Source organism: Streptomyces sp. NPDC050560 (assembly GCF_044457285.1).
Taxonomy (GTDB): domain Bacteria; phylum Actinomycetota; class Actinomycetes; order Streptomycetales; family Streptomycetaceae; genus Streptomyces.
This window is the reverse complement of the sequence record NZ_JBITGT010000001.1, coordinates 630,301-644,585: the sequence shown is the minus strand read 5'-3', so window position 1 is coordinate 644,585 and position 14,285 is coordinate 630,301. Positions and strand designations below refer to the sequence as shown.

The window sequence follows — 14,285 nt, the reverse complement described above, 5'->3', positions numbered from 1 at the left end:
GGCATGACCGACGCAGCGCCCCCTCGTGGCGAGAACCCCGGCTCCACCGACGGCGGGAGCACCCCCGTGCCCGCGAAGGACACCGCGCCCGCGGCCAGGAAGGCGGCGGCCGCGCCCGCGAAGGCGGCGGCGTCCCCGCTGGAGATGCGCGCCTCCGACAACGACCGGGACCGGGTCGTCGACCGGCTGCGTGAGGCGCTGACCGAGGGCCGCCTCGACCTGGCCGAGTTCGAGGAGCGCTTCGAGGTGGCCTACCGGGCCAAGACGTACGGCGAACTTGAGGCCGTACTCCACGACCTGCCGGACACCGGCGCCGCGGCCCCCACCGCGGGGCTGCTGGACAAGCGGCGCTCGGGCGACCTGGACAACTGGTCGTCCAGGATCGGCGGCACGCCCTCTTCGAGCGGCGCCTTCGCCATGTGGAGTGGCTTCGAGCGCAAGGGGCGCTGGACCGTCGCCCGCAGGTTCACGGCGTTCACCATGTTCGGCGGCGGCGAGATCGACCTGCGTGAGGCCCGCTTCGAGGACCGCGAGATCCGCGTCAGGTGCTTCGCGGTGATGGGCGGCATGGGCGTGATCGTGCCGCCGGGGCTGAACGTCGAGGTCAAGGGCTTCGCCCTGATGGGCGGCTTCGGACGGCCCACCGACGATGACGACCCGGACCCGGACTCGCCGACGGTGCGGATCAGCGGGTTCGCGCTGATGGGCGGCGTGGGGGTGCGCAGGAAGGCGCGCAAGCGGAAGGGCGAGCGCAAGGGCGGGGCGAAGGGCGAGCTGGAGGGCAAGTGAGAGGCGGCCGACCGCCTTCGCTCCCCGCCGCTACGGCTCGCGCTCGGTGAGGGTCTGGGTGCCGAGGACCGACAGCAGGGCGAGGCGGTCCGCGTCCCCGGTGCCGGGCTCCGCCGAGTAGACCATGATCCGTACGTCGCTCGCGGCCACCAGCAGCACGTCGCAGTCCAGCGTCAGCGCGCCGACCTCGGGGTGGTCGATCGTCTTGCGGGACGTCTCGTGGGTGCCCACGGTGCCCGCGTCCCACAGCGCGCGGAACCGCTCGCTGCCCGCCCGCAGCTCCCCGATCAGCCGGTTCAGCCGCTGGTCCGCCGGGTAGCGGCCCGCGGTCATCCTGAGGTCGCCCACCAGGGCCGCCTCGAACTCGTCGCGCGGCCGTGACGAGGCGCGCACCCGGCTGCCGCCGGTGAGGAAGTGCCGCCATATGTTGTTGCGTTCGAGGCCCCGCAGCCGGGACACGTCGCCCATCAGGGCGGTGTAGAGGGGGTTCGCGAGCAGCAGGGTCCAGGCCGCGTCGAAGACGGCGACGGGGGTGCCGCTCAGCCGGTCGAGGAGGCGCTGCACCCCGGGGGCGATCGTCGCCGGCACCGTCTCGCGTCCTGGCGGCACCAGACCCGCCACATGGAAGAGGTGCTCGCGCTCCCGGTCGTTCAGCCGCAGGGCCCGGCCCAGGGCCTCCACCACCTGCTCCGACGGGTGCCGCGCACGGCCCTGTTCGAGACGGGTGACGTAGTCCACCGAGATCCCGGCGAGCAGCGCCAGCTCCTCCCTGCGAAGACCCGGGGCGCGCCGCGGGCCGCCCGCGGGCAGCCCGGCCGCCTCCGGCGACACCCGCTCCCGCCAGCGCCGTACCGCCCGCCCGAACTTCGTCGCCGCCGCCATGCCTCCACTGTGCACCGGCAGCCGCCCAGGTGCCTGGTACTGGGAGTCCCAGGAAGGACGGACATCTGGCCGGTCGCGGGCGGCGGAACGACAGTGGGGCCATGACCACGACACTCATCACCGGAGCGAACAAGGGGCTCGGCCACGAGACGGCGCGCCGTCTCGTCGAGGCCGGGCACACCGTCTACCTGGGCAGCCGGGACCCCGAGCGGGGCCGGGCCGCCGCCGGGCGCACGGGCGCACGGCCCGTCGTCATCGACGTCACCGACGACGCCTCCGTGGCGGCCGCGGTGAAGACCGTCGAGTCGGCGGGCGGGCTCGACGTGCTCGTCAACAACGCGGGCGTGGAGGCCCGTACCCCCGGTAACGGGATCATCGGCGCCGCCGAGGTGACCGCGGACGACATGCGCGGCGTGTTCGAGACGAACGTCTTCGGCGTCGTCCGCGTCACCCACGCCTTCCTGCCGCTGCTGCGCCGCTCGGGCGCGCCCGTCATCGTGAACGTCAGCAGCGGCCTCGCCTCGCTCGCCGGGCTCTCCTCGGCCGACGGGCCCGGGTACCCCGGGGTCGCCTACCCGGCGTCGAAGGCGGCCGTGAACATGCTCACCGTGCAGTTCGCCAGGGCGTTTCCCGAGTTCCGGGTGAACTCCGTGGAGCCCGGCTACACGGCCACCGACCTCAACGGCCGCACCGGGCACCAGACGGTGGAGGAGGGTGCCGAGATCATCGTGCGGATGGCGCGGATCGGGCCCGACGGGCCGACCGGCGGCTACTTCGACCGGAACGGGACGCTGCCCTGGTGAACCGCGGCCAGGACCTCTGGGGCTGCCGTGGCCGGGCCCCGGGGCTGCCTCAGAGCGCCGCCGCCGCGCCCGTGCCGCGCAGGGTGCGGGGGTCGAGGGCGTTCGCCATGGCCGCGTAGCCGCTGTCGTTGGGGTGCAGATGGTCGCCCGAGTCGAAGGCGGGCCGCAGCCGGGAGGGCGCGGCGGGGTCGCGCAGCGCCCGGTCGAAGTCGGCGACCGCGTCGAAGACGCCGCCGCCCCTGATCGCCGCGTTCACCTGCGCGCGCACCGCCTCGGCCGCCGGGTCGGCGCCCCGGTGGCCGCCGAACGGGGTCAGCGTCGCCCCGACGACCCGTACGCCGTGCGCGTGGGCCTCGCGGGTGAGGGTACGCAGGGCGGCCACGATGGCGGCGGCGCTCGGGCGGCGCGGGTCGTGCAGGACGTCGTTCACCCCCAGCTCCACCACGACCGTCTTCACCCCGGTACGGGCGAGGGCGTCGCGCTGGAAGCGGGAGAGGCCGCTCGGGTTGGCCGCGGGGCGGCCGCCGCCGTCGGTCAGCAGCCGGTTGCCCGAGATTCCCTCGTTGACGACGGCGAAGCGCTGCGCCGCCGCCCCGCCGTCGAGGCGCTGCGCGAAGCCGTCGGTCCAGCGGTGGTTGGCGCCGGTGCTCGACGTGATGCCGTCGGTCAGCGAGTCCCCGAACGCGACGACCGTCCCGACGGCCTCCGACGTCAGCACGTCCACCGCCGTCAGATACCGCCAGGACACGACCCGGCGGCCGTAGGCGGCGCCGCCCGGGTCCGCGGTCATGTCGCCCGCGGCCTGGTATGACACCTGCCGCGCGTGCACGTGGTACGTCACCGGCCCAGCGGCCGCCGGTGTGTAGGTGCTGACCAGCAGGTCGGAGGCGGTGGGCACGCGCATCCGCACCGCGTCGCTCACCGCCTGGTCGCCCGCCGGTATCACCACGGAGCGCCGCCCGTCGAAGGTGAGCCCGCGCATCGTGCCCGGCACCGCCGAGGCCCCGCCCGGCGACGCGGAGAGGGCGAGAGTGGCGGATGTCACGGTCAGCGGCGTCTGCCCGTACAGGTTGGAGAGCGTGATACGGGCGCCGGTGCCGCCGACGCTGGTGTGCACGACGTTGCGCACCGAGGAGTTCGCGAGCCCGACGGGCTCGGTGCCCGGCTCGGGGCCCGTGGGGGCGGCGGCCCAGGTGCTCACCCAGCTCCCGGCCGCCGCGGGCGCGACCGCGCCGCGGCTCGGCCGGGGCGCGGACACCGGGGCCTGCCCCTGGTCACCGGAGCCCGAGGCCCCGACGAAGATGCCGGCGGACACGGCGACGACCACCGCGAGAACGGCGGCGAGGAGCGCTCTGTGCGCGTGCGGGGCCTCGGCCCCGGCCGGTTCGAGGGCCGGGTCCTCGGCCTGGGCGGAACGCCCGTCGTCACGCTTGGCCATGCGGGGTGCTTCTCCTCGGGCTGCGGGAGCCCGGGGCTCCGTGTCGGTGCACCCATGATGGGCCATGGGCGTCCAGAGGGTCGGGGGACCCCGTTCTGCGGCCGCCGTCCCGCCCTTGAGGACGCCCGTGGCGCCCGGTGCGTTCCACTGGGCCGCACGGGAACCGGACGCGCCTCCCGGGAGTACATCAGGGGATGGCCGTGGCGGGCCGGGGGACACTGTCAGGGCGGCCGGCAGGCGGCGCCGCGGACGGGTGGATGGGTGGAGCCGATGGACGACATGCACGGCGGGGAACGCACGAGGAGCGCGGGTGGCGCCGACGGCGGCGACGGCGGCGACGGCGGGGACGCCGCGGCGGGCCGCCGCGGGGGCGCCGTGCGCGCGCCGGCGGCCCCCGCGCCCGGCGGGCGCCGGGCCGCGGCGGCCACCGCGGGCGGGCCCGCGGCACCGGGACCCGTGGGCCCCGGCGGCGCGGGGTTCACGTACAGCGAGTCCGACGAGGAGAAGCGCCGCGGGGTGCGGCGCATGAAGACCACGGCGGCCGCCCTGCTGCTGCTCGTCGCCCTCGGCTACGCGCTCACCACCTGGGCGGACCACGCGGGCGCCGGAGCCTGGGCCGGATATGTCGCGGCGGCCTGCGAGGCGGGCATGGTCGGCGCGCTCGCCGACTGGTTCGCGGTGACCGCGCTCTTCCGCCGCCCGCTCGGCCTGCCCATCCCGCACACCGCGATCATCCCCACCAAGAAGGACCAGCTCGGGGTCTCGCTCGGCGAGTTCGTCGGGGAGAACTTCCTCTCCTCCGACGTGGTACGCGCCCGGCTGCGCAAGGTCGGCATCGGCTCCCGGCTCGGCGCCTGGCTCGCCGAGCCCGAGCACGCCGACCGGGTCACGGCGGAGCTGGCGACGGCGCTGCGCGGCGCGCTGACCGTGCTGCGAGACTCCGACGTCCAGGCGGTGGTCGGCGAGGCCGTCACCCGCAGGGCGGGCGCCCAGGAGATCGCGCCGGGGCTCGGCAAGATGCTGGAGCGCATCGTCGCGGACGGCGGCCACCGCCGCGCCGTCGACCTGGTCTGTGTGCGCGCCCACGACTGGCTCGTCGAGCACGGGGACTCGGTGATGGACGCGGTGCAGGGCGGCGCGCCCGGCTGGACACCGCGGTTCGTGGACAGGCGCGTCGGGGAGCGGGTCTACCGGGAGCTGCTGCGCTTCGTCACCGAGATGCGGGACATGCCGGAGCACCCGGCGCGCGGCGCCGTCGACCGCTTCCTGCACGACTTCGCCTCCGACCTCAAGGCCGACAAGGACACCAGGGCCCGGGTGGAGCGGCTGAAGGCGGACGCGCTCGCCAGGAGCGAGGTCCAGGACCTGATCGCCTCCGCGTGGTCGGCCGTACGGGCGATGATCGTCGCGGCGGCCGAGGACGAGCGCAGCGAGCTGCGGCTGCGGGTGCGGGCGTCGCTGCTCTCGCTCGGCAGGCGGATGAGCACCGAGCCCCGGCTGCGGGAGAAGGTGGACGGCTGGGTGGAGGGCGCGGCGGTCTACGTGGTGACCACCTACCGCGACGAGATCACCTCGCTGATCACCGACACGGTGGCGTCCTGGGACGCCGAGCACACCTCCCGCAAGATCGAGGCCCACATCGGCCGCGACCTCCAGTTCATCCGCATCAACGGCACGGTCGTCGGCTCCCTCGCGGGCCTGGTGATCTATGCGGTGACGCAGGGGGTGGGGGGGTAGGAGGGCGCGGGGGAGAGGGTTCCTGGGGCGTGCGGGATGTCGCGTGCGAGGCACGCCGGTTCCGGGGCGCGGGGGCGTGCGGGGTGGCCGGCGTGCGGCGAGGGTGCGCCTCCGCGGGGCGGCGGCGCGGGAGGGGGCCGAGGGGGCCCCATGCGTGGCGAGAGGCCCCCCGGAGGCGGCTGGAGAAGCCCCGCGTGGCGAGGGGCGCCGCCCGGCGAGTGCGCTCCTCCGCGGGCGGCCACGAGGGAGGGCCCCAGCCCCGGCGGGAGGGGCCGGAAGCCTGGGGGCCGTAGCCCCCATGGCCATGCGGGGATGCCCCGTGCGGCGCTTCCCGGCGCGCGTGAACCCCGGTGCCCGGGGCACCCTGAAAGGGTTCTCGGCCGGACCGGGGTTCTCCGGCCGGGCAGCCGCAGGGGAGGAGCGACCATGGCCACAGCGTCGGCCGGAGCGGGCTCACCCGGCTCCGTGCCCGGTTCGGAGGGCACCGTCACCACCGCGGTCCCCGCCCGTCTCGACCGGCTGCCCTGGTCCCGTTGGCACTGGATGATCGTCATCGGGCTCGGCACCGTCTGGATTCTCGACGGCCTCGAAGTCACCACGGTCGGCAACATCGCGAGCCGCCTCTCCGAGGACGGCAGCGGGCTGCCCATCAGCTCCTCCCAGGTCACCGGGCTCGGCGCGGCGCTCTATGTGGCGGGTGCCTGCTCCGGGGCGCTGTTCTTCGGCTGGCTCACGGACCGCTTCGGCCGCAAGAAGCTGTTCATGATCACCCTGGTGGTGTACCTCACCGCGACCGCGCTCACCGCGCTCTCCTTCAGCGCCGCCTGGTTCTTCGTCTTCCGCTTCCTCACCGGCTTCGGCATCGGCGGCGAGTACGCGGCCATCAACTCCGCGATCGACGAGCTGATCCCGTCGAAGTACCGGGGCCGGGTCGACCTGATCATCAACGGCAGCTACTGGCTGGGCGCGGTCGGCGGCGCCCTGCTGTCCATCCTCGCGCTGAACACCGACATCTTCCCCAAGGACCTGGGCTGGCGGCTCACCTTCGCGCTCGGCGTGGTCCTCGGCCTCGTCGTACTGCTGGTGCGCAGGCATGTGCCGGAGAGCCCGCGGTGGCAGTTCATCCACGGGCGCGGCGGCGCCGCGGACGGCCTCGTGGACTCCGTGGAGCGCGAGATCGAACGGGAGAAGGGGCGGCGGCTGCCCGAGCCCGCCGGGGAGATCACCATCCACCAGCGCAAGAGCATCGGCTTCGGGATTATCGCGAAGACGGTGTTCACCCGCTACCCGCGGCGCGCGGTGCTCGGGCTCTCCCTCTTCATCGGCCAGGCGTTCCTGTACAACGCGATCACCTTCGGCTTCGGGGCGATCCTCACCACCTTCTTCGACGTGGGCACCGGCAGCACCGGCTACTACTTCGCGGTGATCGCGGCGGGCAACTTCGTCGGCCCGCTGCTGCTCGGCCGGCTCTTCGACACGGTGGGGCGCCGGATCATGATCTCCAGTACGTACCTCCTCTCCGGCCTGCTGCTGTTCCTGACCGCCTGGCTCTTCGACCGCGGCGCGCTCAACGCGACCACCATGACGCTGTGCTGGTGCGTGGTGCTCTTCTTCGCCTCGGCCGGCGCGAGCAGCGCGTACCTGACGGTCTCCGAGATCTTCCCGATGGAGACCAGGGCCCTCGCCATCGCCTTCTTCTACGCGGTGGGCACGGCCGCGGGCGGCATCACAGGGCCGCTGGTCTTCTCCGACCTGACCAGTTCAGGGGTGGTCGGCGACACGGTGCTCGCCTTCCAGCTCGGCGCGGGACTGATGTGTGCGGCGGGCCTCGTGGCGGTGTTCCTCGCGGTCAAGGCGGAGGGCAGGTCGCTGGAGGACATCGCGGAGCCCCTGTCGAAGGCGGCACCGCGCCCGACCCCGTCGGCGGGCTCCGCGGGCGCGGGCTGACCGGCGCGCGGCGCGCGGCCCCACGGAGCGGGCGGCCCCGCGGGGGCGCGCTCGGCGGCGGCGGACGTTCCGGACGTTCAGGGTGTTCAGGGTGTTCAGAGGAAGCGGATGTGCCGCAGCCCCACCCCGGCCCTGCGCAGCCGGCCGCGCAGCGGGCCGTCCAGGTCGGGGGCGAGTGACTGCCCGGTGGCGTCGGCGATCAGGTCGGCGACCTCGGACACGGTACGGTCGTCGGTCCACACCTGTTCCGCGAATGCGGGCATGACCAGCCGCTCAAGGCACTCGTCGAGCCGCGCGAGCGCGAAGCTCTCGCGCCGCAGCGGCGCCTCCTTGCCGCCGACGACCCGCACCGCGCGCCCGAACCCCCGCTCCCGCAGCCGCCGTACGACGGTCTCGCGGCGGGCGAGGAGCGAGAAGTGCCGCACGTCGTGGCCCCGCGCGCGCAGCGGCGCGACGATCTCGTCGAGGTGCGAGGGCTCGGAGACCGTCATGGGGGCGATGACCACCCCGGGGTGCCGCTCCAGCACGAGCCCGAGCACGTCCCGTACCCCGGTGCGCCAGGACGGCAGGTCCTGGAAGTCGCCGCGCAGATGCCCAGGCGTCATCCGGTGCAGCCCGAACCCCACCTCCTCGGGGTCGCACACCACGCTCCCCGCCAGCCGCCTGCGCAGCTCGTACGCGGTCTGCGTCTTGCCGCCCCCGAAGGGGCCGTTGAGCCAGATCAGCACGGGGCACCCACCACGCTCAGCGCTCCCGCCGGTCGACGAGGGCCCACGACGCGAGCGCCACGCCACCGGCGACGGCGAGCACGGAGGGCCAGGCGCCGAGCCTCTTGGCGAGCGGGTGCGCCCCGGCGAACGCGGCGAGATACCCGGCCCCGAGCCCGCCCGCGACCTTCGCCCCACCGGCCCGCACCCACTCCCGCCCGGCCACGGCACCCCCCACCGCAAGCACCACACCCCCCAACTCCGGCCGCCCCGACCACCGAACAACAGCAAAACCCCCCACAAGCCCGGCAGCGGCCACGGGGGCGGTGGGGTAGGCGGGTGAGGGCATCATGGCCTCCGGGATGGTGTTCGCGCGTACACACGGAGGCTAACCCGTCCCGAAAGCACCCCACGAAGACGGTTCGAATTACCCAGCCCTCCCCTCGCTTCGCCCTGCTCAAGCCATGCCTATCCCAGCTGACTGATGGCGACGTACGCTCCCGCGGCGACGAGCATCAGGAGACACAGACGTAACGTCATGCCCGTGCTCTGCATCGCCTTCCCGAGCAGTTCGAAGAACGCCTTCACCCTGCGATGCTCCTGTCTTCGGTTCCGAATCCCCTGTATGACCGCGTGTCTTTGCCGGCGTCACCTGGTAGCTGCATCCAGCAGGGCGCCGGCGTCATGGTGCACCCCCAGTCGGTACAACTCGTTCCCCAGCTGAACTACGGTGGGCGCTGGCTGATCCCGCCCGCACATGCGGATCAGTTCATCCGCGAGATCGTCCTGCTGCCGATACCGGAGGTGGCGGACGAGCATCGCGTTCTCGGCGGGGGTTCCGCCCTCGACCGACTGTTTCAGCAGGCCGACGAGACGATCCGCCGTGAGCGCGCTGTCGGCGGTGGCCTTTTCCATCTCCTCCGCGAGTTCGCTCACGTGGCGAGGGACGGGGTCCGGGGGCTGCGCCAGGACATCACCCGGTGGCGCCTCAGCGTGGTGCACCGGCGGCGGCGCTTCAGCCGCGTTCAGTTGCCGGTCCCCCTCGCGGGACTGGACCGGCAGCGGAGTTGTCGCAGTCGAGCGCAAGCCGCCCGGTGCACCCTGCTGCCTGATCCGTACCCTCTTCAGCTCCCGCCTGGTGCCACGCGCCGTCGTCGGCGTCGCCGCCCCCGGCTCCTGTGCACCCCGGCCCGCACTATGGGCGATGAGCTTCGTCTCCTTCAAGGCGGCTTTGAGGCATTCGATCTCGGCCTGCTGTGCGTCAAGCCGGGACTGCATGCATGAGCATCCTCCCCCGCACGTGTCCCGTCTGGCGTTCTCGTGGAGTGCGGCCAGCTCCTCAAGGGTGACGGGAAGGGCGGCGGCCCCGCCAGGGCCGGAGGCGGCAAGGTGGTGTAGCTGCTCGACCGTTTCCCAGATCGGACGGTCCTGCCCGCTCAGATGGCGCGACAAGCTCGTCGCGTTACAGAAGATCGCCTTGGCGATCTCTCTCGCGTACTGCATTGTCCCGCGCGCGATGATCACCCGGCACAGGTCCCGTAGTGCTTCTGCTAAAGCCTGTCTACCAGGGCAGATACTCACCGGGAACTCACTGTTCAGCCAGCCCGGCTCCCGGCCTTCGCGCTCCGGCACGTGATCACCTCCAAGTCTCACGGTATAGCCGCTCATTGTGCCCCCGCATCGCCCCTCCCGGCACGCTGAATCGTGGGTTTCCGATTGCGTAAATCCGCGCAATCGGCGATGAGTTGCGGAGCTGCGCGCAATCGCTGATCCCGCTGGACAGCCCGTCATCTTTGGTGTTCGTATGGAGGCGCGGCGGATAGGTCGGTCATTCACTCGCGAATACCTCTTTGGGTCTTTGCCCGGCAAGGGCCGCCATTTCACGACTAATCGGAGGTGTGCCAGATGGGGCTGCCGTCGTGGCGGGACGACAAGCTGGGGAGTATGGCCAGGGCGGCCTTGTGGCTCTTGGAAGAGGTGGGGGAGGGCAACATCTTCACCAAGGCGCAGCTCCGTGCGGCCTTTCCGGACGTGGCGCAGATCGACAGGCGCTCGCGTGACCTGCGGAACTACGGCTGGCGCATCGACACCTCTCGTGATGACCTCTCGCTCAGGCAGGACGAGCAGCGCTTCGTGGCGAAGGGCGCGGACGTCTGGGTCCCCGGGCACGCGAAGCCGGCAAAGCATCGGACCAGCCTCACGGCCGCGCAGCGCGGCAAGGTCTTCCAGGACGACGACTACCTCTGCCGGACCTGCGGTATCGGGGCCGGCGAGCAGTACGAAGAAGACGGCATCGTGCGGTCGCAGCTCAACGTGTCGCGCCGCAAGGTCGTGGGGCTGGACGGTGAGGTCTCGTATCAGCTCGTCACCGAGTGCAAGAGGTGCGCGGCCGGCCGTGCGGAGGCCGAGGTGTCGCTTGCGGCGGTGCTCGGGGAGGTCGAACGGCTCACGCCGCTGGAGCGCCGCGTCCTGGCGGGCTGGATCGAGACGGACCGCCGGCAACTGAGCCATCTTGAGAAGGTGTGGGGCAGCTACCGCACACTCCCGGCCGAGGCGCGTGAGACCGTTGCCCGCGCCGCCCGCGCCGACGGCGCCAATTCCTGAGAGGGGACGGACAAGCACCGTGCATGATTACCCGCCGCCGCCGAATGCGGCCGAGTTCAGGGAACGGGTCAAGAAGAAGCTCGAGGAGGCGAAGGCGGCCGGCGGCACGAGGGAGACCGTGAACGTCGCCTGGAACGAGCAGCAGATCAATGTGGAAGTGATCGACCTACCGCTCGGCGATCTTTACCTCAACCCGGGCACGCACCGCATCCGCGCCCAGCGCGGAAACGAACCCGCCAAGGACGCGGCGTTGAGGGACACCCCCTGGGACGTCCGGAGCCAGGAGTATCTGACGCATCTGCTTCGGGCGAAGCCCAAGAACACCGGCGAGCGCGATCCCGAGTTCGACCGCCTGAAGCAGAGCCTGGAGGACTTCGGGCAGAGCGACCCGGGCCTTGTTACTTATGACGGCGTACTGGTCGACGGAAATACCAGAGCAGCCGCGATGCGGGAAATCGGAATGCAGTCCATGAGGGTGGGTGTGCTACCGGAGTCCTTCACCTGGGCGGACGTGAACGCCGTAGAACTGGCGCGGCAGCTCCGTGATGACGTGCGCCGGGATTACACCTACATCAACCGTCTCCTTGCCATGGAGGAGCAGGCGGCTCTCGGCCGCACGCCGGAACAGATTGCCAAGGCATTCCGGACCACGACTGCCAGGTACTACCAGGAGCGCTGGATTCTCACCACGATCCGCGAGCAGATCGACCGAAGCAGCAGCAAGGGCGGCGCTCAACTGCGCCTTTCCGACTGGGAAGACGCCCAGGAAAGACTCAGGGAGCTGCACCGGCTCTACGAGAAGCTCGCTTCCGTGGACCGGGACCAGGCAGAGACGATCAAGGAGCTTCGGCTCGCGGCGATCGTTCTTGAGTTCTCTAAGACAGATGTCCGGCATATCGACTCGGTCTTCGTGAAGAAGGACTACCTGGTAAAGAAGCTTCCAGACGCTCTGAGGGCGGGCGCACCCGCGGCGGTGGGCACCGTTTCGATCCCCGGGCTGGAGGTGGAGCTGCCCTCGTCCTCGTCCGCGGTCTCGGCGGCGCGTGAACTGGGGGACCGTGTGCTGCGGGCCCGGGCGGTCATCCAGGCCAAGGGACCCGAGACAACGGATGCGGACAGGGCGGACCAGCAGGACGTTCTTGATGAGGTACGGGACGCCTTCGACAAGGCCATCGATGACGCCGGCCGCGATGCCCGGCTGCGGAAGCGGAAGCAGGCGGCCCCTGCCCGGCTTGCGGAGGCATGTGCCAACATCGACCAGTGTGTGCAGGATTTCGTACAGGCTCGTGCGTCGGCGAGCCTCGATGAGGAGGCGTTCGACGAAGCCGTGCTGGCGCTCAAGAAGAGCATGACCAGGCTCGCGCAGCAGGCCGGCCGGGGTACCACTCACCCGGGCGACGGGGTGACTTGGCTCATGCAGGCCGTGGCGGGGGAGTCGGCCAGGTGACCGGGGAGTCTCCTGACTGGTCTCTCCGTCTCGAATTTGACGAGACCCGCACCATGGTGGTGCTGCGGACCACCATGGCGCGTCAGCAGGACCTCGTCCGGCTGGTCGGGAGCTTCCGTAACGGCGGGCAGACGAGCCCGGTCTCGGGGAAGGTCGCCCTCGATGAGTTCCTCGGCGGGCTCACCGTTCTCGCCTCCTGGCCCGATCCCGCCGGGGTCAGTTGGGCGGACGACCTGCGAGACCTCGTCACGGGAGTCCTGCAGGACGCGGAAGCCGTACGAAAGCGCCTGGAATCGGCCGATGCCGAGAGCGAGGCGGTAGCTGAAGAAGACATCCCGGAGGCCCTCGGCGACTCGTGGACGGCGGAACTCGGAGAGTTCCAGCGCCGTGACATCGCAAAGCTCCTTTCGCTGCGCCACGGTGCCAACTTCAGCGTTCCCGGCGCCGGCAAGACCCGGGCGGCGCTGGCGGTCTACGCCGCCCAGAAGACGTCGGGGACCGTGGGGAGACTTCTCGTTGTATGCCCGAAATCCGCGTATGAAGCCTGGCGGTACGAAACAGCGGTCTGCTTCAGGCACCCCCTCCGTATCCATGTATACGAGGGCTCCATGGATCAGTGGGCCGAGGTCCTGGTCGTCAATTACGAACGGCTGGACCGCGCGCTGACGACGCTGGCCGGATGGCTGAAGTCGGGGCCCGCGATGCTCATTCTCGACGAGGCGCACCGGATGAAGCTCGGAGCGCGCGGCACGTACGGCGCTGCCTGCATGGCGCTTGGCCCACTCGCGCGGCGTCGGCTGATCCTGACCGGTACGCCAGCGCCAAACGGGGCCAGGGACCTGGAGAGTCTGCTGGGATTCGTATGGCCGGGTCATGGACAGCGGACGGTGGCCAGCGCCGTCGCCGGAGGCGATCTCTCCCATGCTTCGGCGGTTCTGCGCCCCCTCTTCGCCCGCACAACGAAAGGCGAGCTTGGGCTGCCCCCCATGTACTCGCGTATGCGTTACGTCGGCATGCCACCGTTGCACCGCGAGATTTACAACTCGCTGGTCGGCAGAATGCGTGAAAGTGCTTCGCGGGACGATCTCAGCTCGCTGGGAAGATCTGCGCTGCGACTGCTGATGGCGGCCACAAGCCCCGCGCTCCTCATTGAGGGAGCGAGTCGGTACGAGCCGATCGAGTACCGGGTTCCGCCCCTTGATGTGCCAGAAAACTCCTCCTTGTACAGCCTGTTGCAACACTTGCCGGACCATGAGCTCTCGCCGAAGTACAAGGAAGCCGCATTCATTGTCGCGGAAAACGCGGAGCAGGGCCGCAAGACTCTTCTATGGACCACTTTTGTCAGAAGTCTCACCACGCTGAGGCACATGCTGGAGAAGTACTCGCCCGCCGTGGTCTACGGCGGTACTCAGGACCGTGACGAGCAACTGAGAAGATTTCGTGAAGACCGGGACTGCATGGTCCTGGTCTCCAACCCCGCCACCCTCGGTGAGGGGATCAGCCTCCATCAGGTGTGCCATGACGCCGTGTACGTGGACCGTGACTTCATGGCCGGGCGCTTCCTCCAGAGCCTCGACCGCATCCATCGTCTCGGCCTCGCTCCGGGGACGGACACGCGCGTGACCGTGCTGGCCGTACGCGACACCATCGACGAGGTGGTGCAGGTGAGGCTGGACCGCAAGCTGGAGTTCATGGGCCGGGTCCTTGACGACCCTGCTGTCCAGCAGATGGCCGATCTTCAAGAGGAGCCGTCGGTGGCGGCGGGCCTGAGCCCCGGTGACATTGCCGAACTGCTCCGCCATGTGCGACCACATGGATGACACGCGGGTACTGAGTCGGCCCCGGCAGGTGTTCGCCTCAGGTAGGCTGCGAGACTCCTCCTGACGAGGGACAGTGGATTTAGTCTGTGGTCTCTGTCACACTTGGGCAAG

12 protein-coding genes are annotated in these 14,285 nt (G+C 71.2%); 7 read left to right on the top strand and 5 right to left on the bottom strand.

The features are described from left to right. Positions 1-3 precede the first annotated feature (3 nt). Positions 4-789 carry a DUF1707 domain-containing protein gene (locus ACIBIW_RS02710; protein ID WP_399331150.1) on the top strand — a complete coding sequence of 262 codons (786 nt, stop codon included), beginning with the start codon at positions 4-6 and terminating at the stop codon, positions 787-789. Between the two features lie 30 nt (positions 790-819). Here the strand turns inward: ACIBIW_RS02710 and ACIBIW_RS02705 are convergent, their stop codons facing one another. Then, the gene (locus ACIBIW_RS02705) at positions 820-1,671 is read right to left on the bottom strand and encodes a helix-turn-helix transcriptional regulator (protein ID WP_399331148.1); all 852 of its coding nucleotides are present in this window, start codon (positions 1,669-1,671) and stop codon (positions 820-822) included. A 101-nt stretch (positions 1,672-1,772) separates the two neighbouring features. Here ACIBIW_RS02705 and ACIBIW_RS02700 point away from each other — a divergent pair, with 101 nt between their 5' ends. Further along, a complete protein-coding gene (locus tag ACIBIW_RS02700; RefSeq protein ID WP_399331146.1) occupies positions 1,773-2,474 on the top strand; it encodes an SDR family NAD(P)-dependent oxidoreductase in 702 nt (233 codons plus the stop codon). Between the two features lie 49 nt (positions 2,475-2,523). Here ACIBIW_RS02700 and ACIBIW_RS02695 read toward each other — a convergent pair whose 3' ends face one another. Further along, positions 2,524-3,912: an SGNH/GDSL hydrolase family protein gene (locus tag ACIBIW_RS02695; RefSeq protein ID WP_399331145.1), complete on the bottom strand. Its 1,389-nt coding sequence runs from the start codon at positions 3,910-3,912 to the stop codon at positions 2,524-2,526. A 279-nt stretch (positions 3,913-4,191) separates the two neighbouring features. Here ACIBIW_RS02695 and ACIBIW_RS02690 point away from each other — a divergent pair, with 279 nt between their 5' ends. Beyond that, the gene (locus tag ACIBIW_RS02690) at positions 4,192-5,649 is read left to right on the top strand and encodes a DUF445 domain-containing protein (RefSeq protein ID WP_399331881.1); all 1,458 of its coding nucleotides are present in this window, start codon (positions 4,192-4,194) and stop codon (positions 5,647-5,649) included. Positions 5,650-6,075: 426 nt separating this feature from the next. Continuing rightward, positions 6,076-7,596 carry an MFS transporter gene (locus ACIBIW_RS02685; protein WP_399331143.1) on the top strand — a complete coding sequence of 507 codons (1,521 nt, stop codon included), beginning with the start codon at positions 6,076-6,078 and terminating at the stop codon, positions 7,594-7,596. A 95-nt stretch (positions 7,597-7,691) separates the two neighbouring features. On the opposite strand, the gene ACIBIW_RS02680 is transcribed toward ACIBIW_RS02685, so the two are convergent. The 3 genes from ACIBIW_RS02680 to ACIBIW_RS02670 all read right to left on the bottom strand — a co-directional run bounded on the left by ACIBIW_RS02680 (position 7,692) and on the right by ACIBIW_RS02670 (position 9,935). Further along, on the bottom strand, positions 7,692-8,324 hold the full coding sequence (locus ACIBIW_RS02680) for an AAA family ATPase (protein ID WP_399331141.1): 633 nt from the start codon (positions 8,322-8,324) through the stop codon (positions 7,692-7,694). A gap of 16 nt (positions 8,325-8,340) precedes the next feature. Then, the gene (locus ACIBIW_RS02675) at positions 8,341-8,652 is read right to left on the bottom strand and encodes a hypothetical protein (protein WP_399331879.1); all 312 of its coding nucleotides are present in this window, start codon (positions 8,650-8,652) and stop codon (positions 8,341-8,343) included. Between the two features lie 299 nt (positions 8,653-8,951). Beyond that, positions 8,952-9,935: a hypothetical protein gene (locus tag ACIBIW_RS02670; RefSeq protein ID WP_399331139.1), complete on the bottom strand. Its 984-nt coding sequence runs from the start codon at positions 9,933-9,935 to the stop codon at positions 8,952-8,954. A gap of 273 nt (positions 9,936-10,208) precedes the next feature. Between ACIBIW_RS02670 and ACIBIW_RS02665 the strand changes: the two genes are divergently transcribed. From ACIBIW_RS02665 to ACIBIW_RS02655, 3 genes are read left to right on the top strand one after another with little or no spacing between them, the layout of a single operon-like run. Next, positions 10,209-10,907 (top strand): hypothetical protein, encoded by a 699-nt coding sequence (locus ACIBIW_RS02665; protein WP_399331137.1) that lies wholly within the window; start codon positions 10,209-10,211, stop codon positions 10,905-10,907. Positions 10,908-10,926: 19 nt separating this feature from the next. Then, the gene (locus tag ACIBIW_RS02660; protein WP_399331135.1) at positions 10,927-12,354 is read left to right on the top strand and encodes a hypothetical protein; all 1,428 of its coding nucleotides are present in this window, start codon (positions 10,927-10,929) and stop codon (positions 12,352-12,354) included. 53 nt (positions 12,355-12,407) lie between these two features. Beyond that, on the top strand, positions 12,408-14,174 hold the full coding sequence (locus ACIBIW_RS02655; RefSeq protein WP_399331877.1) for a DEAD/DEAH box helicase: 1,767 nt from the start codon (positions 12,408-12,410) through the stop codon (positions 14,172-14,174). Positions 14,175-14,285 lie beyond the last annotated feature (111 nt).

Excerpts from the sequence above, each read along its gene's own strand:
- ACIBIW_RS02690 (WP_399331881.1), top strand. The coding sequence starts at position 4,192 with ATGCACGGCGGGGAACGCACGAGGAGCGCGGGTGGCGCCGACGGCGGC.
- ACIBIW_RS02710 (WP_399331150.1), top strand. The coding sequence starts at position 4 with ATGACCGACGCAGCGCCCCCTCGTGGCGAGAACCCCGGCTCCACCGAC.
- ACIBIW_RS02655 (WP_399331877.1), top strand. The coding sequence starts at position 12,408 with ATGGTGGTGCTGCGGACCACCATGGCGCGTCAGCAGGACCTCGTCCGG.
- ACIBIW_RS02675 (WP_399331879.1), bottom strand. The coding sequence starts at position 8,652 with ATGCCCTCACCCGCCTACCCCACCGCCCCCGTGGCCGCTGCCGGGCTT.
- ACIBIW_RS02665 (WP_399331137.1), top strand. The coding sequence starts at position 10,209 with ATGGGGCTGCCGTCGTGGCGGGACGACAAGCTGGGGAGTATGGCCAGG.
- ACIBIW_RS02700 (WP_399331146.1), top strand. The coding sequence starts at position 1,773 with ATGACCACGACACTCATCACCGGAGCGAACAAGGGGCTCGGCCACGAG.
- ACIBIW_RS02685 (WP_399331143.1), top strand. The coding sequence starts at position 6,076 with ATGGCCACAGCGTCGGCCGGAGCGGGCTCACCCGGCTCCGTGCCCGGT.
- ACIBIW_RS02695 (WP_399331145.1), bottom strand. The coding sequence starts at position 3,912 with ATGGCCAAGCGTGACGACGGGCGTTCCGCCCAGGCCGAGGACCCGGCC.
- ACIBIW_RS02705 (WP_399331148.1), bottom strand. The coding sequence starts at position 1,671 with ATGGCGGCGGCGACGAAGTTCGGGCGGGCGGTACGGCGCTGGCGGGAG.